Origin of the sequence: Morganella sp. B601 (assembly GCF_051172335.1) — a bacterium.
Classification (GTDB): Bacteria; Pseudomonadota; Gammaproteobacteria; order Enterobacterales; family Enterobacteriaceae; genus Morganella; species Morganella morganii.
Map to the genome: position 1 here is coordinate 181,193 of NZ_JBPIZE010000005.1, position 24,612 is coordinate 205,804.

Genomic DNA, 24,612 nt, shown 5'->3' on the forward strand with positions numbered 1-24,612 from the left:
CTGTGCCCCTTATCCGATAATCCGCTGCGGCAGACGCGCATCGTCAGTTAATTGCTCACCGTGCCATTTTTCGATATTACACAGCATCGTGTTCCACCCGGAGGTACCCAGCCCGGTCGGTACCTGAATGGTCAGGGTGTTATCCGCCCCGGCCATATCAATCCCGGTGGTTTCATCCACATTGGTCCAGCTGCCGTGCGGCAGTGCAACCACACCCGGTTTCATGGTCTGGGTTACCAGTGCCGGACGCAGAATTTTGCCCTGCGGGCTGGTCACAAGGACGGTTTCGCCCTGTTTAATATCCAGACGTCTGGCATCGGAGGCATTAATGTAGATCGGGCTCGGCCACTGCTCGCGCAGCCACGGCACGTTATCCAGGGTACTGTGTGAACGGCGCAGATAGTGCGGGTTATAAACCTGGAACGGATAATCCCCTTTCTCTTTTTTGCTGAAATCTTTAAAGCTGGCTTCATAGCCGCTCGCTGACGGGATGTATTCGGCGATCGGCGGTAATTCTGTCCAGCCGCACTCTTTCGCTTTCTCCACCAGGGTTTCGCAGTAGATTTCAAACTTACCGCTCGGTGTCGGGCGCGGATTCGCCACCGGATCGCGGATAAAGTCCTCATACGCGATATAGCCGTAATTATCATCCGGGGTGCGTTCTACCTGATACTTCCCTTTGGTCAGGAATTCATTCAGCGTGATGCGCCCTTCCTGCGGCGTTCCGGTTACCTGCCACTCATCAATATCCGCCTGAGTGATGGTAAACAGCGGTGCTTTGGTGACACCGTCTTCGGCAATAATGGTTGCGCCGTTGAGTTTATTGAAGAACTGCTGTTTTTCGGAGATCGGGAAGATCTCATCCACATTGACACCCAGACGTTTACCCAGCTCTTTGGCGATCCACTGGTCGCTTTTCGCTTCATACAGCGGCTGAGTCACATTCACCGCAGCAATGATGACTTCACGGTTACTCGGGTTAAGAATGGTTCCCTCGCGCTCCCACTCGGTTGTCACCGGCAGGATCACATCGGAATATTTCGCACAGGTATGCGGGACATAGGCTGCAGTCGCGATAAATTCCACGCCGCTGCGGTAAGCCTCGATTCCCTGCATAATGTTGGCGCGGGTCTGTAAGGTGGCGTTAAACGGATGGAAAATCATCTGAATATTGGCATCCACATCCCCCACGCCGCGCTGACGGAATTTTTTCTCCAGCAGGGCACGGTTCAGTTCGTTGTGGTTGATTTTCAGAGTAACCGGGTTTTTCACTGCCGGTAAGCCGTTCGCACCGGCCATCACCAGACGGGTACCGTTGTTCCCGGCGGCATAGTGACAGCACGCGCCGGTCATGCGGCCCGGACGGCCCATATGCCCGGTCATAAACCCGAGTGTTGAGAATGCCTGAACCCATCCCTCTCCGTTATGAATACGCGCCGGTGCCCAGCCGGTTAACAGCGCCACACGCTGTGTGCCGCCGATTTGACGCGCGAGCGAGCGGATGTCCGATGCAGAAATACCACAGATATCCGCCGCCCATTCCGGCGTGGTCGGTTTGCCGGTGTAGGTGCCGAGCAGATAATCCTTAAAGTTTTTCTTCGGATCCGCCCCTGACGGCATATTGCTCTCATCAAAACCGACGGTGCAGCGGCGCAGGAATTCCCAATCGATCAGCGGATTCTCCGGGCTGTCCATCTCCAGCAGCGCATGCATAATCCCCAGTGCCAGCGCGTGGTCTGTACCCGGGTTGATCGGATACCAGTCCGCATCCATCAGTTCTGCGGTGGCGGTATAGCTCGGGTCGATACTGATAAAACGCGCCCCGGCTTTTTTCGCCTGATAATAGTTATAAGTCGGGCTGCCCGGGCTGGACCACGCCGGGTTCGCGCCCCACATCACAATCAGCTGTGAGTTGCGCATATCAAAACGGTCATTGGTGCCGAAGGTGTAGAATCCCTCCAGCAGCCCAAGATGAGCCGGGGTTTCAAACCATGCGCCCCAGGAGGTGGTGCCCCAGTCGCCGGTAAAACCCCCGGCGGCGGAGAACACACTCTGAAAATCCGTGCCGTTACCGCCGGTGACCCACAGAGATTCATTGCCGTATTGTCCGGTGATACGTTTGGTTTCAGAGGCTACAATATCCAGTGCTTCGTCCCAGCTGATACGCACCCACTGGTCACGTCCGCGCAGCGTTTTGTCCCCGCCGCCCGGTGCCCAGTTTTTGCGTTTCATCGGGTATTTCAGGCGATCGGCCCCGAACACCTGTTTACGCTGGGAACGCCCGCGCAGACACCCGCGCTGCTGCGGGAAGTCAGGGGAATCCGCCACCACATCATCAGTTTTTTGTCTGACCACCACACCATCGGCCACCAGTGCTTTGTTAACACAGCGCCCGCCGCAGTTATGCCAGCAGGCGACAGGTTTCCACTGCCCTTTGGCGGCAGGCGCTGCCGCAGAGGTGGCCTGTGCCGGTGCCGGGGTGGCCGCGTGAAGTTGTCTGCTTAACGGCAGTGCCGCCATGGCGGATGCCGCCGACGTCCATTTCAGAAATGAACGGCGGGTTACGCCGGTTTTCTGTCTGTCTGACATTGCTCTTACCTCATCATCAGGTTTTTAAATTATTATTGTAAGTTTATTAATTCATTGATTTTTTTATAATCACTCCGGACAAAGACTTCCAGAAGTGTGCTGAGCTGACGATAAAACGCGGTCTCCGCGTGATTATTCAGTTCACGACAGAACGGCGTGATAAACGCCAGCAGATGTGCCTGCATAAAGTCAGAGGAAACAGCCAGCGGCGCAGTGATGCGCTCACACATTGCCTGTTCCCGGTCAAGCTCCTGTGACGCCTGTTCACTCAGTTTCCAGAGGAAATCAAGCTCATAGCCGATATGATCCGCCGCCTCATACTCCTTTTCCGGCATATGAAAACCGTTCTGCTGGTAAAAGGTTTTCACATTCAGGGTACTTTCCTGAAACAGCAGTTTGTCGCGGGAGACATAAACCGACTCCCACGGCGGTGCAGGCGGCGATTCCGGCCCGATAAACAGGCGTGTGAAATCCCAGTGCAGTGCCTCAAAATCGGCGGCACCGCGTTTAAGCATGCGGGTGTTCAGATCATCCTGCATGGCATCGAGCGCACTCTGCATGGCAGGGAGTGCATCATCTGCCGGAAACAGTGACAGCCCCTCATCACGCAGATAAACCAGCAGTTCCGCTGTCGGTTCGTCCGTCAGCAGACGGCGCAGGACGTCATAAGCAAACTGACGCGCATACAGATAATCCGGATCCCGGTTATCACTGTTCACACATACCTCCGTGGATATCGTCGGGCGAAAATTCAGCGGGCGTGGTGAATTCCACCCGCACTTCTTTAATCAGGGGATTGCCCTGCTCATCGGCTTCCGCAATGTGGGATGTCAGCAGAACAGGCAGTTCAGGAGTGTCTGTCAGGCGCATAATCGATTCAGGACTGAATTGTAAAAAACCGTGCAGGAGATCCTCACGGAACGGGACACCCGCCTTACGCAACGCTGCCGCAACGGCAGCACAGTCCTCACCGAACACCTTGGCGCTTTTGAAAAAGTAATCACGGGAAGAAAACAGGTAATACGGCTCCGCACTGAGAAACGCATTGCTCTGATACACCTGGCCGGTGTGTTTGTTTTCCAGCGAGCAGTAATGCACACCAACGGAAAGCTGATTTCCGAGGGCAAACTTCAGCACCCGCAGACAAGCCAGCTCACTGTCTGCCACCGCCAGGCCACCGGCGTACCAGTAGTTGTAATAAACTTCATAAGGGGGATTTTTCAGGGCAAAGCTCCGTTCCTGATAGGCCGGGCTGTTGGTCAGCGGGAAACAGAATTCCAGCAGATTGATGCCGTCCACGCCGATAGCATCCAGTTTCAGCAGCAGATCATACATCTGCTCTTCACTGCCCGGGATCACCGGCATTTCCACCATCACATCCGGGAAAATCTCCCGCGCCAGTGCTATCCGGCTGAGAACCTTTTCAATTTTCTCCGGCGGATCATCAATTTTGATACTGAAACGCACCTCTTTCAGACCGGCTTTCGCCAGTGCCAGCGCGGTATTACGATCCAGCGGATCACCGGCGGTATACAGCCGGGTATGAACGCCGGGCAGTTTCGCCTGTACCGTTTCAAAAAAGCGGATGCTCTCCTGACGAAACAGCAGCGGCTCACCACCGGTCAGGGCAATATGGGTGAGCGGATACCCCTCTTCAGCTATCGCATTCACCTCACCAATAGCATCCCGCATCTCATGCTGAAAACCATCGTAATTTTCCTGATTCGGATTGAAGCAGAAATAGCAATCACGGTGACATTTCAGGGATAAAAACGTGGTGTAACTGCCCTCGCCGGTGCGGCACTGCACACAGGCGGATGACAGCCAGCGGCTGTGGATGCTTTTGCCGTTGTTGGCAAATACCGCGCCCAGCGCTTTCACCTCACGACGCAGCGCATCCGTTTCGGCCTGACGCCGGTACGGCGATTCAAAAGACAATCCGTACTGTGCGATAGCCTGCTGTGTCTGTTTTTCAATATCGGCATAGCGCCGGACATACCGCTGCAACGCCGCATTATGCTGTAAAACCGGGGTCTGTTCTGTCAGCGGGTAAATCATAGAAGATTCCTTAACGTACACTGCCGGAAACGCTCCGGCGGGTATCACTGGCTGAGATAAAATAGTCCGGTATATTCCTGCATTTATTTCTCATATTTCAGGTGTGACCGATGTGAACAGGTAATATTTTTACATGTTCAGTGTAAATGAGTGAAATACCGGCATATTGAGCGGGATCAAGATGAAATCAACTTACCGCTATATATATAAATATGCAGCGATAATGTAATCAGCCAATAATGAATATAATAAAGCTGAGCAAACAAATAAAAAATCATTACAAATCAAAGCAATAAACCAATTTCAGCACTGTATTAAAATGCCGTAAATGCGATTGATATTTAATAAATAATTAAATTAAAAACTATATGGCAATAAAAGATCCGGATTAAAAATATTAAATAATATATTTTTGTTTCATTTTATTAATTCATCAGTTTATCTGACAAATAATATTAGTATTATACCGTTATATAATATAATCCTCCGTATTTATATGCTCCTGTTTCAGCCGGAGATCCTGGTTTTTGCAGTGCAGCGGAATAAAATCATCCTGAATGACCGATTTTCTCTGTCTGAGGCCGGATATACACAATTATCCTCTTTTATTGTATGGATACAGGTTACAGAAAATAACCCTTCTTTCTTTAATGATACTTATCGGCATAAAAACAAAACGGGCGCATAAAGCGCCCGTTTTGTTTTTTGTCTGCGGATAAATCAGATACTGAAAGAAGAACCACAGCCACAGGTTGTTTTGGCATTCGGGTTGGTGACGATAAACCGCGAACCTTCCAGCCCTTCGGTATAATCCACACAACCGCCGACCAGATATTGCAGGCTCATCGGATCAACCACCAGCGCCACGCCTTCTTTTTCGATGGTCATGTCGCCGTCATTGATGGCATCATCAAACGTGAAGCCATACTGGAAACCGCTGCAACCGCCGCCGGTGATATACACACGCAGACGCAGGTTCGGATTTTCTTCATCCGCGATTAAGATTTTTACTTTTTTAGCTGCCGCATCAGTAAATTGCAGAGGCATTGCTGAATCATCGCTCATTTATTACTCCAGACTGGCCGCAACCAGTAAACACACGCAGAAGCTGACCGCTTCCGGACACTACTGCTGATTATCCACCACCTCCGGCAATCGTTCAAGTTTCGTCACACAGAAAGCATAGTGACCACACTATTAATAAGGATATAGTTATCATGAGGATAATGCGATAAGTTGGATTCACCGCCGCTCTCCTTTACAATAGCCGCAATTTCCCGCTCACCGACTGACAGGAGTCCTGCATGAGCCGTTCTGAAAATCTCTATACTGAAGCACAACATTTTATCCCGGGTGGTGTGAACTCACCGGTTCGTGCCTTTAACGGTGTCGGTGGTACGCCGCTGTTTATCGAGCGCGCCAACGGGGCCTATATTTATGATGTCGACGGCAAAGCCTATATCGACTATGTCGGCTCCTGGGGGCCGATGGTGCTGGGGCATAATCACCCGGCCATCCGCACCGCCGTCATCAAAGCGGTGGAAAAAGGGCTGAGTTTCGGTGCTCCGACTGCCGATGAAGTGGAAATGGCGAAATTTGTCACCGAACTGGTGCCGTCCATGGATATGGTGCGCATGGTGAACTCCGGTACCGAAGCCACCATGAGTGCGATTCGTCTGGCACGCGGTTATACCGCCCGCGATAAAATCATCAAATTTGAAGGCTGCTACCACGGACACGCAGACTGCCTGCTGGTGAAAGCCGGTTCCGGCGCACTGACCATCGGCCAGCCGAACTCACCGGGTGTGCCGGCAGATTTTGCCAGACACACACTGACCTGCACCTACAATGACCTGAGCTCTGTCCGCGAGGCGTTTGAAAAACATCCGCACGATATCGCCTGTATCATTGTCGAGCCGGTCGCCGGGAATATGAACTGTATACCGCCGTCAGCGGATTTCCTGCCGGGCCTGCGCGCCCTGTGTGATGAGTTCGGTGCGCTGCTGATTATCGATGAAGTGATGACCGGTTTCCGCGTCGCGCTGGGTGGTGCTCAGGCGCATTATGATGTTGAGCCGGATCTGACCTGTCTGGGTAAAATTATCGGCGGCGGGATGCCGGTGGGCGCCTTCGGCGGCCGTGGTGAAATCATGGAAAAACTTGCCCCGACCGGCCCGGTTTATCAGGCAGGAACGCTGTCCGGTAACCCGATCGCGATGGCGGCGGGTCTTGCCTGCTTACATGAAATCGCTCAGCCGGGTGTGCATCAGCGCCTGACCGAACTGACGGATATGCTGGCAGACGGTCTGTGCGAGAAAGCCCGTGAAGCGGGTATTCCGTTTGTGGTTAACCATGTCGGCGGGATGTTCGGCCTGTTCTTTACCGATGCACCGGCGGTCACCTGCTATCAGGATGTGATGAACTGCGACGTTGAGCGCTTTAAGAAGTTCTTTCACCTGATGCTGCAACAGGGTATTTACCTGGCACCATCCGCCTTTGAGGCCGGATTTATGTCTGTCGCGCACAGCGACGAAGATATCCGCAAAACCATTGATGCGGCCGCTTACGCTTTCTCAGAGCTGTAATGCCCGCATAATCTATCTGTCACGCCCGGCATCTGCCCGGGCGTTTTTGTTTATGACGGCCTCAGAATTCCCGCTGCTCTGTCAGCCAGCCGTTAAAGTGCACCGAGCACTCATCTTTGTCAGCCAGTCCGGAGGCGATAAAGATATTCTTCTTATTATCTTTATTCACATACGTGATCCGCAAAACCAGGTTATACGGCGGATTAACAGAAAACAGTTTTTTATAGGATTCCGGTGAGCTTTTGGATTTATCTGTCAGAGAATCATAGGTTTCCTGTGCAAGCTGAGAAATCAGCAGTTCCCCGGCCGGTTGAGCAGACAGAATTTCTGTTCTGGTTTTGCTTTCATCAATCTGTTTCATATCAATGTGAAGCGTATGCTCCATCACTATCTGCATTTCCCGGTCAACCGAGCGGCCGGGTTTGCTGCATTCACTGACAATATCCGGTGCGGCAAACAACGGCGCACTGACCAGTGATAACAGCAGCGGCGATAAATATTTCAGTTTCATTCGACAATCAGTTCCGTATCACCACTGTCCGCGATTTCTTTTCTGTGGGATTTTGCCAGCACAATACAGCCGGTGGATGCAGTTCCCGGATTACGGACACTGTCCCCGTGGATCAGGAAACCTGCCCGCCCGCACATATCATTACCGGCTGCCGGGGTTAATCTCAGGGTATAAGCTCCGGCAGTGCTGTGGGTAAAAGGAGCGCTGATGGTGTATGTTCCGCGCGGCAGTGGTCCCTGATTTGCTCTGCACTCATAAGCAGAATCATTTTTGTACCCTTGTGCACCAGCGTATTCCGCATAAAACTGATGCACGCCGTTCAGTGAGAATGCCCGTGTTGCAACATCGTATTTCCATGCCATCTCTGAATATTCCTTATGCATTAAAAGCAATTATCATGATAAAAGCCTTACTTTTTTAAAATAATAAGAATAATAACACCATAAAGATAAATTGACAGTGACATGCGGTTAACCGGGAATCCGGCTCAGAAAGAAATACGTAATACAGCAGATAAAAAAACACGCCTCCGGAGAAAGAGGCGCAGACCGGTAAACCGCTGCGTGCTTTTTTCTGTACCCGCACCAGAGAGATACCGCAGAGTGCCACACCAATTACCGCCGCTGCCCAGACACCAATCCGCAGCCCGGCAACACTGTCATACGCCTCAATCGGTGACAGCGGAAAGGTGATTGATTTATGTGTCAGTTGCGTACGCGTCAGGTAATGCGCATAAAACGGCTGATACAGCAGGCGCCCGATCAGACTTACCGCCATCACTCCCCACAACAGCCACAGCTGTGATAAGGACAGTGCGTCTGCGGGCAGTGTAATCCCGGCCCGGTGTCCGGCTTTCCGGATCACCATCACCACCAGCACAAACAGGACGGCACCGAGTGTCAGTGTTGTGCCGTAAAACATCAGATAGGTGTTGATGTCATTCCAGGTCAGAATCGATGTATAGCGGTAAATCGATGTCATACAAAAAATATCCGCCAGCCCGATCACCATTGCCCCGCCGTATAACAGGAAAGAGAATTTTCCTGTCTTCCACAGCCAGAGAAAACTGACACCGAGCGCACCGACAAATACAGCCGTTACCACCACTTCACGGCAAACACCCCGCTCACAACGCACAGCCCCGCCGCCGCATTCATCATGTAAGTGAAAATTAAAAGTGACCACTCATTCATTTTTCTTTTCTCTCACTGTTCATGTCATCAAAATTCGCGCCCTGATGCGGATTGGTCACCAGATTCGGGTGCGTGATGGACGGATCCGGCAAACCTGTCACGTAATCGAGTGAACCGTATTTCGCCCGCAGTTCCTCAATTGGCCCGAACTGAATCGCCCCGAGCGGACAGGTGCTGACACATACCGGCTGTTCACCTTTCTGATGAAGATCAATACAGAAATCGCATTTCGGCATCTGTTTCGTCTCCGGATTCATCTGTGGTGCACCGTACGGACACGACCACGCACAGGCACCACAGCCGACACATTTATCGGTATTGACCATCACAATGCCGTCCCCTTCGCGTTTATGCATTGTGGTTGTCGGGCAGTTGCGCACGCAAATCGGATCTTTGCAGTGGTTACAGGAGATGGAGAACGTATAAGCGAACACGTTATTAATCAGCGCGCCGTTTTTATTGCGGCTGTAGCCGCCGCCGGTCATTTCATACACGCGGCGGAAGCGGCGGCCGGCATCAAGATTATTTTTGTCCTTGCACGCCACCTGACACGCCTTACAACCGGAGCAGCGGGCGGAATCAATATAGAAACCTAACTGTTTGTCACTGACTGCCGGATAAACAATGAATTTGCTCATGCTTTTTCCACCTCAACTAATAGTGTCTGGTGTGCGTTGCCGTGGGTGAGCGCGGTACTGCGTGACGAGGTGAGCACGTTGGCACATCCGCCCTGATCAATGTCGTTGCTGTCCGGCTGCCACCAGGCGCCGGCCTGTAATGCCACCACACCCGGCATAATGCGCGGTGTGATTTTCACCGGGATCATGGTGATACCGCGATCGTTATACACTTTCACTTTTTCACCGTCACTGATGCCGCGATCAGCCGCATCCGCCGGGTTGATCCACAGCTCCTGGCGCTGCACTTCCTGTAACCACGGGTTGGCAAACTGGGTGGAGTTCGCGCGGTTGCGCCCTTTCCAGGTGAGCAGCTGTAACGGGTATTTCGCGGTCAGATTGTCTTCCGGCCCTTCTGTTGCCGGAACATAATGAGACAGTGCCGTGATCTCCGGATTGTGCATGTCATACAGGCGTTTGGAGAAAATCTCGATTTTGCCGGACGGGGTAGGAAACGGGTTGTTTTCCGGATCCTGAATATTCTGCTCAAACGCAACGTTCTGTGTATGCGGACGATGCGTTAATAAATGGCGGCGTTTGACCAGCAGCTCAGCAAACGCCGGGATGTTATCTTCCGGGCGCTTCTGTGCCGCGTCATTGACGAGAAACTCTATCCAGTCGCGATCTGTTTCATGGCCTTCGGTGAAAGCATCACGGACACCCAGTTTCTCTGCCACTTCGCACAGCCAGTCATAGTCAGTGCGCCGTTCAAACTCCGGCTCAATGGCTTTTTCGGACAGGATCAGATAATCGCCGTAACTCCAGGTGCCGCCGATATTCCAGCGTTCCAGAAAACTGGTTTCCGGCAGCAGCAGGTCGGCATATTTCGCACTCGGGGTGAGATAGAGGTCACTGCAGACGATAAATTCGACTTTCGATTCATCCTCCAGCACGCCTGCGGCATGAAGAATATCGGTGTTCTGGTTGGTCATGTAGTTACCCGCCATCGAAAAAATCATTTTGATTTCGGTGCCGAGTTTGTCTGCATTTTTCAGTCCGTTATCCGGCGTGACCAGGTTTTTGTTTTCGCACGCCTGCACCCAATTGGTGATGTTGATTTTGGCTTTGACCGGGTTATTAAACAGCTTCGGTCCGGCGATGGTTTTACGCAGTTCCGGATTCTGTGCCATGCCGTAACCCGCTGCCCAGCCGCCGCGCACACCGACATTACCGGTAATCGTTGCCAGCAGCGTGGCCCCGCGCGCACTGCGCTCACCGCAGATATGACTCTGCGGCCCCCAGCCCTGCATCAGTACCGCCGGTTTGGTTGTGGCATATTCACGCGCCAGCTGACGGATAGTGTCCGCCGGGACTTTGGTGATTTTCTCCGCCTATTCCGGGGTTTTGGCCATGCCGTCTTTCTGACCGGTCAGATACGCCACCAGCGATTCATTATCCGCCACGCCTTCCGGCATCTGATCTTCACTGAAACCCAGGGTGTATTTATCAATAAATGCCTGATCGTGCAGATTTTCTGTCACGATGACATACATCATTGCATCCATCATCGCGTTGTCGGTGGTCGGCAGCAGCGGGATCCACTGATCCGCCAGCGAAGAGGCGGTATCGGAATAGCGCGGATCGACAACGATAAATTTGGTGCCGTTCTTTTTCATCTTCTGGAAATAGTGGTTACTGTGCCCGAAAATCGTTTCGTTCGGGTTATGTCCCCACAGGATCACCAGCGGCGTATTTTCCAGAGTATCGAGCGTGCTGCCGCTGGCCGCCGTGCCGTAGGTATAGGGCGTGGCCGCAATGGTGTTGCCGTTACTGACGGAATGATAGTTTTCCAGAAAGCCGCCGGTCAGGTTAAACAGGCGGCGGCGGCTTATTTCGCCGGGAGCGCCGGACTTTTCATTATCGTGGCCGGATTGATGACTCATAATGGATTTACCCCGGGTGAGAAACAGAGTGCGGTATTTAAAACATCAGGAAACAATAAATATTATTTAATTTTAAATGACCGGAAATAACTTCACGCCACCGGTAATCGCTTAATAACCGGAAATAATTAAAATCTGTATAAACAGAATGGCGGCAGCAAAATAGTAATGGATTAATATATTGCCTCCATGCGCAAATCAGACAACGACATTTGAATTCCGGCCTGTTTCCGGTTACTGTTAACTGAACGTTTTATGTTTGTTACCGTAATAATACAGATGTGGCATCCGCTTCTGTTATTGTCACAAAAGCCCTGTTTTGCGGTGGCGGGATCTGATATAACACCCGCCGGTTTTTACTTTCAGTCAGATACGGAGCACAGCACTCATGAGAAATATTCCGTTAAAAAGCGTGGATAATATCGCGCGGGATGTCATTGCGCTCGGCACCGATTATCTGCCCGATACCCTGCTGGAATACCACGCCCACCGCCGGGCACAGTTTTTATATCCGGCCACCGGGCTGATTGAAGTCAGTACCGCAGACGGTGAGTGGGTGATCCCGCCGTCCTGTGGTGTGTGGATCCCGGAACAGGTCGCCCATGAAACCCGGATGCTGAATGTCAGCACGCGCAGTCTGTATATCGAACCGGCAGCAAAGCCGCGTCACGCCGTCAGTTGTGAAGTGGTGAGTGTCTCCCCGCTGCTGCGCCAGCTGCTGCTGGAGGCGGTGGATATCCCGGCGGAATATGATATTCAGGGGCGTGACGGTGTGCTGATGCAGCTGCTCCTCTGCGAGCTGGCGCGTATGCCCCCGCTTCCGTTTTTCGCGCCGATCCCGCGTGATGAGAAGCTCGGTCATCTGTGCCGTGAGTTTATGCGCAAACCGGTTATCACCTCACAGCCGGGGGAGTGGGCGGAACAGCTGCACAAAAGCGAGCGCTCTTTCAGCCGTTTTTTCCGCACCCAGACCGGGATGTCATTTTCAGAATGGCGGCAGCAGGCGTGTCTTCTGAACTCGCTGTCTCATATTCTGTCCGGAAAATCGATTACCGAAGTGGCGTATGAGCTGGGTTACAACAGTGCGGGGGCATTCTCAATTATGTTTAAAAAACAGATGGGGCAATCCCCTTCCCATTTTAAAAATGATGATTCGGATATCCGCCATTTTTAAATTGTTTTTTAACAAATATAATCTTATTATGTGCCGCCGGTGAAATTTGACTTATTTTTCTTTTTTCTCCGGACACTTATTTTTTTAATTGATCTGAATCAACATCCTTAATTCCCCCTACCACTTTGTGATTATTTACAAAACACTAAAAACCCCAATTGATAATTATTAAACATCAAAGTTCACTTTCATTGATTTCAGGCAATATAAATTCAACCTTTGCTGATATTCTCCTCACGATTTTTTACAAATAAATAAAAAAGAGGATGCGATGAATTTCAGCCGCAGACAGTTCTTTAAGGTTTGTGCCGGCGGTCTCGCCGGAACAACTGCCGCCGCTTTAGGCTTTATGCCGTCAGTAGCAATGTCTAATGTCCGGGAATACAAATTACTCCGTTCAAAAGAGACCCGTAACACCTGTACCTACTGCTCCGTCGGATGCGGATTACTGATTTACAGCATGGGTGATGGTGCCATGAATGCCAAATCAGCGATTTTCCACGTCGAGGGTGACCCTGATCACCCGGTCAACCGCGGGGCGTTATGCCCGAAAGGTGCCGGTCTGCTCGATTATATTCACAGTGAAAGCCGTCTGCGTTATCCGCAGTACCGCGCGCCGGGCTCGGATAAATGGCAGCGAATCAGCTGGGATGACGCTTTTGAGCGTATTGCCCGTCTGATGAAAGCCGACCGTGATGCCAACTTCATTGAGAAAAACAGCGAAGGCACCACGGTAAACCGCTGGCTGACCACCGGGATGCTCTGCGCCTCTGCCGCCAGCAACGAAACCGGGATGTTAACCCAGAAGTTTACCCGTTCCCTCGGGATGCTGGCAGTCGATAACCAGGCGCGTGTCTGACACGGACCAACGGTAGCAAGTCTTGCTCCGACATTTGGTCGCGGTGCCATGACCAACCACTGGGTTGATATCAAAAACGCCAACGTCGTTGTGGTGATGGGCGGGAATGCTGCGGAAGCACATCCTGTCGGTTTCCGCTGGGCGATGGAAGCGAAAAACAACAATGATGCCACACTGATCGTTATCGATCCGCGCTTTACGCGGACCGCATCCGTGGCAGATCACTACATCCCTATCCGTTCCGGGACCGACATTACGTTCCTTTCCGGCGTGATCCTGTACCTGATGGAAAACGGAAAATTCCACGACGAGTATGTGCGCCATTACACCAATGCGCCGTTACTGGTCCGTGAGGATTATACATTCAAAGACGGTTTATTCAGCGGCTACGATGCTGAAAAACGCCGTTACGACAAAACCACCTGGAATTACCAGTTCGGTGAAGACGGCTATGCGCTGCGTGACGACACCCTGCAAAATCCGCAGTGTGTGTGGAATAAGCTGAAAGAACACGTCAGCCGTTATACGCCGGAGATGGTGGAAAAAATCTGCGGCACACCGCAGGCGGATTTCCTCAAAGTCTGTGAGATTCTGGCCTCCACCAGCCCGGCCAACCGTGCGGCAACCTTCCTGTATGCCCTCGGCTGGACGCAGCATACCGTCGGCGCACAGAACATCCGTACCATGGCAATGATCCAGCTGCTGCTCGGCAACATGGGTGTGGCAGGCGGCGGCGTGAACGCCCTGCGCGGTCACTCCAACATTCAGGGTCTGACAGACCTGGGTCTGCTCTCCACCAGCCTGCCGGGTTATCTGACTCTGCCGTCTGAGAAACAGACCGATATCGACAGCTATCTGAAAGCCAATACGCCGAAAGCCACGCTGCCGGGCCAGGTCAACTACTGGAGTAACTATCCGAAGTTCTTCGTCAGCCTGATGAAATCTTTCTACGGCGATGAAGCAACCAAAGAGAACCAGTGGGGCTATGACTGGCTGCCGAAATGGGATCAGGCTTATGACGTGCTGAAGTATTTCGACATGATGAACAAAGGCGAAATCAACGGCTATATCTGTCAGGGCTTTAACCCGGTCGCGTCCTTCCCGGACAAAAACAAAGTGGTCAGTTGCCTGAGCAAACTGAAATACCTGGTCACCGTTGATCCGCTGAGTACTGAAACCGCAAGTTTCTGGCAGAACCACGGCGATATGAATGATGTGGATCCGGCATCCATTCAGACCGAAGTATTCCGTCTGCCGTCGACCTGCTTCGCGGAAGAAGACGGCTCGATTGCCAACTCCGGCCGCTGGTTACAGTGGCACTGGAAAGCAGCGGATGCCCCGGGGGAAGCCCGTACCGATGGTCAGATCCTTGCCGGTATTCTGTGGAAAATGCGCGAACTGTATCAGCAGGAAGGCGGTCAGGGTGTTGACCAACTGATGAAAATGTCCTGGGATTACAAGCAGCCGTTCAATCCGGAATCCGATGAAGTCGCCAAAGAGAACAACGGCGTGGCCCTTGAAGATCTGTATGACGCCAACGGTAATTTACAGGCCAAAAAAGGCGAGCTGCTCAGCTCCTTTGCGCTGCTGCGTGATGACGGTTCAACTGCGTCCTCCTGCTGGATCTACACCGGCTGCTGGACGGAACAGGGCAACCAGATGGCGAAACGGGATAACAGTGACCCGTCCGGCATCGGTAACACCCTCGGCTGGGCATGGGCATGGCCGCTGAACCGCCGTGTTATTTATAACCGCGCCTCAGCCGATCCGCAGGGTAAACCGTGGGATAAAAACCGCGTGCTTATCGAGTGGAACGGCAAGAAGTGGGTCGGTAACGATATCCCTGACTTCAACGCCTCTGCGCCGGAAGCCGGTACCGGGCCGTTTATCATGCAGCCGGAAGGTTTAGGCCGTCTGTTTGCCATCGATAAAATGGCGGAAGGACCGTTCCCGGAACACTATGAGCCGTTTGAAACGCCGATTGGTACTAACCCGCTGCATCCGGAGGTGATATCCAACCCGGCCGCCCGTATCTTTGAGGACGATAAAAACCGTCTGGGCAGTCACACGGAATTCCCGTATGTGGGCACAACCTATCGCCTGACAGAGCATTTCCATACCTGGACCAAACATGCGCGGCTCAATGCTATCGCACAACCGGAACAGTTTGTGGAAATCAGTGAAACCCTGGGCGCAGCCAAAGGGATACGCAGCGGCGATAAAGTAAAAGTCAGCAGTAAACGCGGCTTTATCCGCGCGGTTGCGGTAGTGACACCGCGCCTTCAGACACTGATGGTGGACGGTAAACCGGTCGAAACGGTCGGGCTCCCGATCCACTGGGGTTTTGAAGGTGCTGCCCAAAAAGGCTTTATCACCAACACACTGACGCCGGGAGTCGGTGACGCCAACTCGCAAACGCCTGAATTCAAAGCGTTCTTAGTCAATATCGAGAAGGCGTAAGGAGGAATTATGTCCATGCAATCTCAAGACATTATCAAACGTTCTGCGACCAACAGCATAACGCCGCCTCCTCAGGCCCGTGACGACAAGTTTGAAGTCGCCAAGCTGATCGATGTGTCCACCTGTATCGGCTGTAAAGCCTGTCAGGTGGCCTGTTCCGAATGGAATGACATCCGTGATGAGGTCGGGTTCTGTACCGGGGTTTATGATAACCCGACTGATCTCAGCGCCAAATCCTGGACTGTCATGCGGTTCAGCGAGACCAAAGAGAACGGCAAACTGGAGTGGCTGATCCGCAAGGACGGCTGCATGCACTGTTCGGATCCGGGCTGCCTGAAAGCCTGCCCGTCTGCCGGTGCGATTATTCAGTACGCCAACGGTATCGTTGATTTCCAGTCAGAACACTGCATCGGCTGCGGCTACTGTATTGCGGGTTGCCCGTTCAATATTCCGCGTCTGAATCCGAAAGATAACCGGGTGTACAAATGCACACTCTGTGTTGACCGGGTCAGCGTGGGCCAGGAGCCTGCCTGTGTGAAAACCTGTCCGACCGGTGCTATCCATTTCGGTACCAAAAAAGACATGCTGGAAGTGGCGGATGAGCGCGTACAGAAGCTGAAAAAACGCGGCTTTGCCAACGCCGGGGTCTACAATCCGGACGGTGTCGGCGGTACACACGTGATGTATGTGCTGCAGCACGCGGATAATCCGGAGCTCTATCACGGGCTGCCGAAAGATCCGCAGATTGATACACCGATTGATCTCTGGAAAGGGGTACTGAAACCGCTGTCGGCTATCGGGTTTATCGCCACCTTTGCCGGACTGGTATTCCACTATGTGGGGATCGGCCCGAACAAAGAGACGGACGATGAGGAAGAGGAGGAAACTCACCATGAGTAAGAAAAGCAAAATGATCGTCCGCACGAAATTTATTGATCGTGCCTGTCACTGGACAGTGGTGATCTGCTTTTTCCTGGTCTCCTTATCCGGTATTGCGCTGTTCTTCCCGACACTCCAGTGGCTGACGGAAACTTTCGGGACACCGGCAATGGGGCGTATTCTGCACCCGTTCTTTGGTGTGCTGATTTTCGTCGTGCTGATGTTTATGTTTTTCCGCTTCGTTAAGCACAACATCCCGGACAGAGAAGATCTGCCGTGGATTAAAAACATTATCGAAGTGCTGAAAGGCAACGAACACCATGTGGCGCGTGTCGGTAAATACAACGCCGGACAGAAAATGATGTTCTGGAGCATTATGAGCATGATCTTCGTGCTGCTGGCCACCGGGATCATCATCTGGCGTCCGTACTTTGCGCACTACTTCCCGATGTGGATGATCCGCTGGAGTCTGCTGATCCACGCAACGGCGGCTATCGTCCTGATCCACGCCATCCTGATCCATATGTATATGGCTTTCTGGGTGAAAGGATCGATCAAAGGTATGGTGGAAGGTAAAGTCAGCCGCCGCTGGGCGAAGAAACATCACCCGCGCTGGTATGAAGAAGTGGAAGCCGAAGAAGCTGCTGAGGAAGCGAAGCAGAAGAAGTAAACTGAAACATTCTGTATGAGACCAAAAAGCGCACCTATGGGTGCGCTTTCAGATTCTGTTCATTTATCCGCCGATGTATTACAAAAACCATCTTCTTCAGAATCGCCGTACAGCGTGATCCCCGAAATATCGATTTCCTTTTCCAGGCGGTGCAAATCATAATTTGCCTGTAAGCGCAGCCAGAATGCCGGGTTGCTGCCTAATGCTGCTGCTATCCGGATTGCCAGAGCCGGTGTCAGGGCTGTTTTCCCCGATAAGAACCGGGAAACCGTTGCCGGTGTTACCCCGATATTTCCGGCAAACTGACGAACTCCCACACCCAGATCAGTCAGTATATTGGCTACGATTGTACCGGGATGTGAAACAATAGCCTGTTTCATCAGTGATAATTCCCAAATTTAAACGCGTCTGTTGCATGATGAGTAACACCGTATCATGGCGTTACTCATCATGCAACAGTGAGCTCTATTCCATAAAACAAAACCCGCCTTGCGGCGGGTTTTCAGTGCTTCTCACAGAACAGAGGATTACTGTTCAAACATCTCTTTCAGCCAGCCGGGGGCTTCTTCGCCCTGCTGCTGAGCCGGGGCCTGCTGTCCGCACAGCGCCTGTGCGTCCGTTGTCCAGACCGGTAATGTCCGGGTGACCCCCACGCCGTTGCAGACAAAGTTGCCGTCCGCATTGACCGACATCTCTGCGATATCTTCCGGCGGTGTGAGATTCAGTGCCAGCGGCGGCTGATTGTCCAGATAACGGCCATAGAGCACCAGTGCACCGGAACCGCCGTACAGGCCGGACGGGCTGTTATCATCCAGGCCCATCCACGAAACGGTGACTTCTTTGCCGTCGATACCGACAAACCAGCTGTCGCGCATCAGGTTGGTGGTCCCGGTTTTCCCGGCCAGATGATATTTACCGAATTTCGATCCCAGACGGCGGGCCGCGGTACCGCGTTCCACCACCTGTTGCATCCCGTACAGCGTCATATAGGCCGCCTGCGGGGCCACAGCGCGCTGTGCCTGCGGGAAGCTCTGATAAATAACTGTGCCGTCTTCCGCAATCACCGAGCGCAGCGCAGACAGTGTCGCGCGGTTACCGCCGCTGCCGATGGTCTGGAACAGCTGAGAGACCTGCAATGGTGTCAGGTTTACCGCGCCGAGCAGCATTGCCGGGACTTTCTGGATATTTTTAGCCGGCGCGCCGAGACGGACAAAGGTATCCGCCACCGCATCCAGGCCGACCGCCATACCGAGGTTAACCGTCGGCACGTTGATAGAGCGCGCCAGCGCATCCACCAGCATCACACGGCCGCTGAAGGTTTTGCTGTCGTTACGCGGTGACCAGGTACCGCCGCCGCCCGGCACATTAATGGTCAGCGGCTGATCGTCCAGCCAGGTATTCAGGCGATAAGTGTCCGGAATACCAAGCGCGGTGAGATAAGTCATCGGTTTTGCCAGCGAGCCGATAGAGCGCTCCGCCGCCATCGCACGGTTAAACCCGGCAAACTGCGGCTGGGAGCCGCCGACCATCGCGCGGACTTCCCCGCTGATACGGTCAACCACCACCATCGCCCCTTCCAGCTCCGGTTTTTTACGCTCTGCACGGATGGCTTTCACGCCTTCCTCAACGGCATTTTCAGCCGCATCCTGGGAAACCGGATCCAGTGTGGTGAAGATTTTCACGCCGGACAGATCATCCACTTTATCGCCGAGCTTCTCGCGCAGTTCCTGACGAACCAGCTGCATAAATGCAGGCTGCGGGGTGATCACGCCGCTTTTCTCTTTCACACCCAGCGGACGTGCACTCAGGACGTCATACATTTCCTGATCGATCACACCGCCCTGGGTTTGCAGGAGTTTCAGCACCACGTTACGGCGCTCAAGGGCATTTTTCGGGTTACGCCACGGGTTATAGACCGACGCGCCTTTTACCATCCCCACCAGCAGTGCCACCTGGTCAAGGCTCAGCTCATCCACCGGACGGCCGAAGTAATAGAGGCTCGCCAGCGGGAAGCCGCGAATTTGCTCATCCCCGCTCTGTCCCAGATACACTTCGTTGAGATACAGTTCCAGAATTCGGTCTTTGTCGTAGCGGTAATCCATAATGAGCGCCATATAGGCTTCATTCGCTTTACGCACCAGTGTCCGCTCATTGGATAAGAACAGGTTTTTCACCAGCTGCTGTGTCAGGGTACTGCCGCCCTGAACCGCACGTCCCGCCGTCAGGTTTGCCAGAAGGGCACGCCCGATGGAGGTGATGCTGATACCGTCATGCTCATAGAAATTGCGGTCTTCGGTCACCAGCAGGGCTTTAACCAGCTCATCCGGGAAGCCGCTGCGGGCCAGGAACAGGCGCTGCTCACCATTTGCGGATTGCAGCATAGTGATAAGTTTCGGATCGAGGCGGAAGAAACCAAATTCACGACCGTTATCCACGTTTTCAATTTTTTCCAGTCCGCTGCTGCCGAAAGTCAGCCGGGCGTTAATCTGACCTTCTTTACTGTCCGGGAAATCAAACGGGCGGCGCAGCATCTGAATAGTATTACCGGTCACGGAAAATTCACCGGCACGGGTGATTTTGGTGACTTTGCGGTACTGCATACCTTCAAGCAGTTTCACCATCTCATTCAGGCTGTAATCCATACCCGGTTCGAGGTTTACAGTGCGTCCGTAAACCGCCGCAGGCAGATCCCAGACTTTACCGTCCAGGCGGTCACTGATTTTTCCGGCCAGATAAACGCCGTAAATCCCCAGCAGGATAGTCATCACAATGCCGAGTTTGACCAGGAACCAGAACCAGCGCCAGCGCCGTTTGGGCGGCTTGTTTTTGCGCCCTTTTTTACTCATGCGCGGACTATCCTCTTCATCGTCATAATCATCATCATCCGGTTCGTCATCCCCGAATTCATCATCGTATTCAATATCATCGTCATAATCCTCATCCCGGCGGCGACGGCGGTCTGAGCGCCCTCTTTTTTTACCGGCAGAAGCCTTGCTGCCCCTGCGGCCGGTGGGTTCACGATCAAAATCAGACATGGTCTCTCCCGTCAGTCTGTCTGCCGCACAATCATGTGCCGGGCGGGACAGGCGGTTATTTCATCAGTTGCTATTGTCGCCGATTCCGGCAACAGACACAGTAAAAATCCGTTAAACAAAGACTATCTTTGCATTTACATAAACTTTTTTACACGCTTTGTCGGCTGTGCATTTGCCGGATCGTCCGGCCAGAAATGTTTGGGATAGCGCCCTTTCATCTCTTTCTGCACCTCCCGGTAGCTCCCGCCCCAGAAGGCTTTCAGGTCGGCAGTAACCTGTATCGGGCGGTGTGCGGGGGATAACAGACTGACCGTCACCGGCAGCCGTCCCTGCGCCACCACCGGCGTTTCACGCACACCATACATCTCCTGAATGCGGACTGCCATCACCGGCGGTTTATCCGCCGCATATTCTACAGGGATCCGGGTGCCGGTGGGTACTTCAAAATGACGCGGGAATTGTGCATCAAGCCATTGCTGCTGAGACCAGTCCATCCGCTGACGCAGCGCGCCGTATAAATCCAGACTTGCCAGCTGCTGCTGATTGCGCACACCGGTCAGATACGGCGACAGCCAGGATTCCAGCCCGGCGAGCAGTGTATCATTATCCGCCGCCGGCAGCGGCTGTTCCGGAAACAGATCATTTGCCAGCTGCTGGCGGATAAGCAACTGCTCACAGGCTTCATTCAGCGGCAGAACGGATAAACCCTGTTCGCGGATCCAACTGAGCAGCGCATCGCGGACAACCTCATCAGACGGTGCCGCCAGCGGTTTCCGCTCAATAATCAGCTGCCCGCAGGTGACCGCCTGCCACGCCTGCCAGCTGCCTTTGTTTTCATCACGGGTCAGGCGGTTTTCTGTTTTCAGCAGGTGCGGTGCCATTTCTGTCAGCTGTGATAATTCAAACGGCACCGCTTTCAGGATCCGCGCATTGGCCTGCTGCTCATTTTGCAGGATCAGCGGGGCGATAAGCCCGGATTCATTGCCGAGCGGACTACTTTCATCCGTAACCGCGCCGGTGCCGTTTGCCAGCAGAAACGCACCGGAGCGCCCGCGGTTACCGGCGATTCTGTCCGGAAAGCCCTGTAATAAGGTGCGGCACAGCCAGCCGCTGTCCGGGTCATGTGACGGTTTTCTGACCGGCAAACCGGCGGCCTGCAACAGCTGGTGCGCCCGTTTATCCCACCGGGCGGACGGGTGTGTCAGATCATGCAGCAGATTGCCGTTACCCACGCGGGAAGGCTCTTCCAGCGCGGCAATCAGCCGGGCGGCATAGTATATATATGCCGGTTCTTCATTAAGGGTATAAAGCCACAACGCCGAGAGGCGCGGCTCTGTCCCGGAGGCGGCCATTGCCTCACCTTTGGCGGCCAATCCGCCGCCAGGCAGAAGACAGCCCATTTCTGTCAGTAGTTTTTTCGCCACCTGTACCGCCACAACAGGCGGAGTATCAAGCCAGGCAAGCTGTGAGACCTCACGGCAGCCCCACTGCGCCAGGTTCAGCACCAGCCCGGCCAGGTCACTGTGACAGATTTCAGGCTCACTGTGAGCCGCAGCGCGTTCTGCTTCCGCCTGTCCGCACAAATGCAGACAGATCCCCGGCGCCAGACGTCCGGCGCGACCGGCACGCTGTGTCATCGATGAGCGGCTGATGCGGCTGCGCACCAGGCGGGTCAGTCCGCTGCGCGGATCAAACTGCGCGGTTTTCTCCAGACAGCTGTCCACCACCAGAGTCACGCCTTCAATCGTCAGGCTGGTTTCGGCAATATTGGTCGCCAGCACGATTTTGCGCATACCGGGTGGCGGCGGTTCAATCGCCTGCTGCTGTTCTTTCAGGGAAAGTGCGCCGTACAGCGGGCAGATAAGGGTATCCGCATCCGTTTTACCGGTCAGTTGTTCCTGTAACCGGCAGATTTCCGCCTGTCCCGGCAGAAACACCAGCACAGAGCCTTCCTCCTGCTGATACAGCTGTAACACCGCCCGGGTTACCTCACTGATAAAAGGCTGATGCGCACTGAGCGGCTGATACCGCCTCTCCACCGGGAAAGCGCGCCCCTCCGCCGTGATCACCTCCGCCTGCGGCAGCAGGGACAGTAGTTGTTCATTATCTAAGGTCGCGGACATCACCAGCAGACGCAAATCATCACGCAGTGAGGACTGGACATCCAGCAACAGCGCAAGGGCGAGATCGGCCTGTAAATTCCGTTCGTGGAATTCATCCAGAATAATGATGCTTACTTCGGATAATTCCGGATCCTGCTGTAACATTCTGACCAGAATTCCCTCTGTAACAACCTCAAACCGGGTAGCTGCACTGACCCGGGTTTCACCGCGCATCCGGTAACCCACGGTTTCCCCCGGACGCTCCCCGAGCTGCGATGCCAGCCGGTGCGCCACGCTGCGGGCCGCGATACGGCGGGGCTCCAGCATGATAATCCGTCCGGTGACAGAAGCGTCTTTCAGCATCAGCAACGGCAGAATAGTGGATTTCCCGCTGCCGGTCGGAGCCTGTAACAACACCTGCGGAGCACTTTTCAGTGCCGTACTGAGTGCCGGATAAATGTTACAAACGGGGGAATATGTCACAAAAACCTCATCATTATCTGCTTAACTTTCGACGCACAACATTGTAGCATTGCCGCCCCCTGAAAAGTGCAGTCACATTGACAGGAGTTACGATGGAATTTCATCCCCCGTTACAGGCGGGCACACTGGTGCAGCGTTACAAACGTTTTCTGGCGGATATTATCACGCAGGACCGGCGCACCATCACCATTCATTGTGCCAATACCGGCGCGATGACAGGCTGTGCCACGCCGGGTGATACCGTCTGGTATTCCGAATCCGCCAATGCAAAGCGCAAGTATCCGCACAGCTGGGAACTGACGCAGACACAGGCCGGACATCTGATTTGTGTGAATACGATGCAGGCGAACCGGGTGGTAGCTGAGGCGATTGCGCAGAACCGGATCCCGGAACTTGCCGGGTACCAGACGCTGGCACAGGAAGTAAGATACGGCAGTGAAAACAGCCGGGTTGATTTTTTACTGACGGATCCGCAGAAAAAGCCCTGCTATGTTGAGGTGAAATCCGTCACGCTGCTGGAAAACGGACACGGTTATTTTCCCGACACCGTAACTTTACGTGGACAAAAACACTTACGTGAGTTACAAGCAATTGCTGAAGCGGGAAATCGTGCTGTTCTGTTTTTTGCTGTACTGCATTCAGGGATTGAGGCCGTATCGGACGCAGCGCACATTGATAAAAAATATTCATCACTTTTGCAGCAGGCATCACAGTCCGGAACTGAAGTAATTTGTTACAGAATGCGGATGACACCGGATGGCATCACTGCCGGAGAAAAGATACCCTTTGTATTCATGGGGTGAATATCAATTTTTTTAATAATAAATAGGATATTTTGTGAGTTGCGGGGTGAATAAACACGCTGTTCTTCACACCTTACAAAACTAATGAAAGCAAGGGTTGCATTATCCATAATCATCTGCTATCTATAGCGGCCTATTTTTCCCCTCTAAGGGATATTGTCAGACATGCGTGTGTAGGAGAAGCATTATGCAAGAAGGGCAAAAACGTAAAACCTCGTCCCTGAGCATTCTTGCCATTGCCGGCGTGGAGCCGTATCACGAGAAGGCAGGCGAAGAATACATGAACGAAGCCCAGTTGGCCCATTTCAAGCTGATACTTGAAGCATGGCGCAACCAACTCAGGGATGAAGTAAACCGCACTGTCACGCACATGCAGGATGAAGCAGCTAACTTCCCGGACCCGGTTGACCGTGCCGCTCAGGAAGAAGAATTCAGCCTGGAACTGCGCAACCGTGACCGCGAACGCAAACTGATCAAAAAGATCGAAAAAACCCTCAAAAAGGTTGAGGACGACGATTTTGGTTTTTGTGAGTCCTGCGGGGTTGAAATCGGTATCCGCCGTTTAGAGGCGCGTCCGACCGCAGATTTATGTATCGACTGTAAGACGCTGGCTGAAATCCGCGAAAAGCAGATGGCGGGCTGACAGATTCA

General features: G+C 53.2%; 18 protein-coding genes and 1 pseudogene. 7 read left to right on the plus strand and 12 right to left on the minus strand.

Annotated elements, in window-relative coordinates; genetic code table 11:
• Positions 1-9 precede the first annotated feature (9 nt).
• The 4 genes from ACSBQN_RS14375 to erpA all read right to left on the minus strand — a co-directional run bounded on the left by ACSBQN_RS14375 (position 10) and on the right by erpA (position 5,712).
• Positions 10-2,589 (minus strand): molybdopterin-dependent oxidoreductase, encoded by a 2,580-nt coding sequence (locus tag ACSBQN_RS14375; RefSeq protein WP_024472724.1) that lies wholly within the window; start codon positions 2,587-2,589, stop codon positions 10-12.
• A 32-nt stretch (positions 2,590-2,621) separates the two neighbouring features.
• Positions 2,622-3,308 (minus strand): TorD/DmsD family molecular chaperone, encoded by a 687-nt coding sequence (locus ACSBQN_RS14380; protein WP_024472725.1) that lies wholly within the window; start codon positions 3,306-3,308, stop codon positions 2,622-2,624.
• A complete protein-coding gene (locus ACSBQN_RS14385; protein ID WP_024472726.1) occupies positions 3,298-4,647 on the minus strand; it encodes a radical SAM protein in 1,350 nt (449 codons plus the stop codon). Before ACSBQN_RS14385 ends, ACSBQN_RS14380 begins: the two co-directional genes overlap by 11 nt.
• Before the next feature lie 720 nt (positions 4,648-5,367).
• Entirely contained in the window at positions 5,368-5,712 is a 345-nt protein-coding gene (erpA, locus tag ACSBQN_RS14390) for an iron-sulfur cluster insertion protein ErpA (protein WP_004235975.1), read from the minus strand.
• Between the two features lie 239 nt (positions 5,713-5,951).
• On the opposite strand from erpA, the gene hemL reads away from it, so the two are divergent.
• Entirely contained in the window at positions 5,952-7,232 is a 1,281-nt protein-coding gene (gene hemL, locus ACSBQN_RS14395; RefSeq protein ID WP_036417975.1) for a glutamate-1-semialdehyde 2,1-aminomutase, read from the plus strand.
• A gap of 61 nt (positions 7,233-7,293) precedes the next feature.
• Here hemL and ACSBQN_RS14400 read toward each other — a convergent pair whose 3' ends face one another.
• The 5 genes and pseudogenes from ACSBQN_RS14400 to ACSBQN_RS14420 all read right to left on the minus strand — a co-directional run.
• Complete coding sequence (locus ACSBQN_RS14400; RefSeq protein WP_227989215.1) at positions 7,294-7,743, minus strand: hypothetical protein; 450 nt, start codon at positions 7,741-7,743, stop codon at positions 7,294-7,296.
• Positions 7,740-8,105: a tlde1 domain-containing protein gene (locus ACSBQN_RS14405; protein WP_024472730.1), complete on the minus strand. Its 366-nt coding sequence runs from the start codon at positions 8,103-8,105 to the stop codon at positions 7,740-7,742. Before ACSBQN_RS14405 ends, ACSBQN_RS14400 begins: the two co-directional genes overlap by 4 nt.
• Before the next feature lie 55 nt (positions 8,106-8,160).
• Positions 8,161-8,880 (minus strand): DmsC/YnfH family molybdoenzyme membrane anchor subunit, encoded by a 720-nt coding sequence (locus ACSBQN_RS14410; protein ID WP_354632925.1) that lies wholly within the window; start codon positions 8,878-8,880, stop codon positions 8,161-8,163.
• A 52-nt stretch (positions 8,881-8,932) separates the two neighbouring features.
• Positions 8,933-9,574, minus strand: coding sequence for a DMSO/selenate family reductase complex B subunit (locus tag ACSBQN_RS14415; protein WP_354632926.1), 642 nt, complete (start codon positions 9,572-9,574; stop codon positions 8,933-8,935).
• Positions 9,571-11,436: pseudogene (locus ACSBQN_RS14420) on the minus strand (DMSO/selenate family reductase complex A subunit); the annotation flags it as partial. The pseudogene ACSBQN_RS14420 and the gene ACSBQN_RS14415, both read right to left, overlap by 4 nt.
• 448 nt (positions 11,437-11,884) lie before the next feature.
• Between ACSBQN_RS14420 and ACSBQN_RS14425 the strand changes: the two are divergent.
• The 4 genes from ACSBQN_RS14425 (at position 11,885) to fdnI (ending at position 17,538) form a co-directional block, all read left to right on the plus strand.
• Positions 11,885-12,670 carry an AraC family transcriptional regulator gene (locus tag ACSBQN_RS14425; protein ID WP_024472733.1) on the plus strand — a complete coding sequence of 262 codons (786 nt, stop codon included), beginning with the start codon at positions 11,885-11,887 and terminating at the stop codon, positions 12,668-12,670.
• 271 nt (positions 12,671-12,941) lie between these two features.
• Positions 12,942-15,989 (plus strand): formate dehydrogenase-N subunit alpha, encoded by a 3,048-nt coding sequence (fdnG, locus tag ACSBQN_RS14430; RefSeq protein ID WP_139144829.1) that lies wholly within the window; start codon positions 12,942-12,944, stop codon positions 15,987-15,989.
• Between the two features lie 9 nt (positions 15,990-15,998).
• Positions 15,999-16,889 (plus strand): formate dehydrogenase subunit beta, encoded by an 891-nt coding sequence (fdxH, locus tag ACSBQN_RS14435; RefSeq protein ID WP_004235986.1) that lies wholly within the window; start codon positions 15,999-16,001, stop codon positions 16,887-16,889.
• Positions 16,882-17,538 (plus strand): formate dehydrogenase-N subunit gamma, encoded by a 657-nt coding sequence (gene fdnI, locus ACSBQN_RS14440; protein WP_004235987.1) that lies wholly within the window; start codon positions 16,882-16,884, stop codon positions 17,536-17,538. The genes fdxH and fdnI overlap by 8 nt, the downstream gene beginning before the upstream one ends.
• A gap of 59 nt (positions 17,539-17,597) precedes the next feature.
• On the opposite strand, the gene ACSBQN_RS14445 is transcribed toward fdnI, so the two are convergent.
• The 3 genes from ACSBQN_RS14445 to hrpB form a co-directional block, all read right to left on the minus strand.
• Positions 17,598-17,918, minus strand: a complete 321-nt coding sequence (locus tag ACSBQN_RS14445; protein WP_046895108.1) for a HigA family addiction module antitoxin — start codon at positions 17,916-17,918, stop codon at positions 17,598-17,600.
• Between the two features lie 147 nt (positions 17,919-18,065).
• On the minus strand, positions 18,066-20,573 hold the full coding sequence (gene mrcB / locus ACSBQN_RS14450) for a bifunctional glycosyl transferase/transpeptidase (RefSeq protein WP_354632927.1): 2,508 nt from the start codon (positions 20,571-20,573) through the stop codon (positions 18,066-18,068).
• A gap of 134 nt (positions 20,574-20,707) precedes the next feature.
• Entirely contained in the window at positions 20,708-23,158 is a 2,451-nt protein-coding gene (gene hrpB / locus ACSBQN_RS14455; protein ID WP_337137302.1) for an ATP-dependent helicase HrpB, read from the minus strand.
• 92 nt (positions 23,159-23,250) lie between these two features.
• Here hrpB and sfsA point away from each other — a divergent pair, with 92 nt between their 5' ends.
• The gene (sfsA, locus tag ACSBQN_RS14460) at positions 23,251-23,961 is read left to right on the plus strand and encodes a DNA/RNA nuclease SfsA (RefSeq protein ID WP_337137301.1); all 711 of its coding nucleotides are present in this window, start codon (positions 23,251-23,253) and stop codon (positions 23,959-23,961) included.
• 187 nt (positions 23,962-24,148) lie between these two features.
• Positions 24,149-24,604 carry an RNA polymerase-binding protein DksA gene (dksA, locus tag ACSBQN_RS14465; RefSeq protein ID WP_004238923.1) on the plus strand — a complete coding sequence of 152 codons (456 nt, stop codon included), beginning with the start codon at positions 24,149-24,151 and terminating at the stop codon, positions 24,602-24,604.
• Positions 24,605-24,612: the final 8 nt, after the last annotated feature.

What these genes read in the sequence shown, in the direction of transcription:
- mrcB (WP_354632927.1), bottom strand. Translation starts at nt 20,573, where the DNA reads ATGTCTGATTTTGATCGTGAACCCACCGGCCGCAGGGGCAGCAAGGCT.
- ACSBQN_RS14445 (WP_046895108.1), bottom strand. Translation starts at nt 17,918, where the DNA reads ATGAAACAGGCTATTGTTTCACATCCCGGTACAATCGTAGCCAATATA.
- ACSBQN_RS14405 (WP_024472730.1), bottom strand. Translation starts at nt 8,105, where the DNA reads ATGGCATGGAAATACGATGTTGCAACACGGGCATTCTCACTGAACGGC.
- ACSBQN_RS14375 (WP_024472724.1), bottom strand. Translation starts at nt 2,589, where the DNA reads ATGTCAGACAGACAGAAAACCGGCGTAACCCGCCGTTCATTTCTGAAA.
- fdnI (WP_004235987.1), top strand. Translation starts at nt 16,882, where the DNA reads ATGAGTAAGAAAAGCAAAATGATCGTCCGCACGAAATTTATTGATCGT.
- dksA (WP_004238923.1), top strand. Translation starts at nt 24,149, where the DNA reads ATGCAAGAAGGGCAAAAACGTAAAACCTCGTCCCTGAGCATTCTTGCC.
- hemL (WP_036417975.1), top strand. Translation starts at nt 5,952, where the DNA reads ATGAGCCGTTCTGAAAATCTCTATACTGAAGCACAACATTTTATCCCG.
- ACSBQN_RS14400 (WP_227989215.1), bottom strand. Translation starts at nt 7,743, where the DNA reads ATGAAACTGAAATATTTATCGCCGCTGCTGTTATCACTGGTCAGTGCG.
- ACSBQN_RS14425 (WP_024472733.1), top strand. Translation starts at nt 11,885, where the DNA reads ATGAGAAATATTCCGTTAAAAAGCGTGGATAATATCGCGCGGGATGTC.
- fdxH (WP_004235986.1), top strand. Translation starts at nt 15,999, where the DNA reads ATGTCCATGCAATCTCAAGACATTATCAAACGTTCTGCGACCAACAGC.
- ACSBQN_RS14415 (WP_354632926.1), bottom strand. Translation starts at nt 9,574, where the DNA reads ATGAGCAAATTCATTGTTTATCCGGCAGTCAGTGACAAACAGTTAGGT.
- sfsA (WP_337137301.1), top strand. Translation starts at nt 23,251, where the DNA reads ATGGAATTTCATCCCCCGTTACAGGCGGGCACACTGGTGCAGCGTTAC.
- erpA (WP_004235975.1), bottom strand. Translation starts at nt 5,712, where the DNA reads ATGAGCGATGATTCAGCAATGCCTCTGCAATTTACTGATGCGGCAGCT.
- ACSBQN_RS14385 (WP_024472726.1), bottom strand. Translation starts at nt 4,647, where the DNA reads ATGATTTACCCGCTGACAGAACAGACCCCGGTTTTACAGCATAATGCG.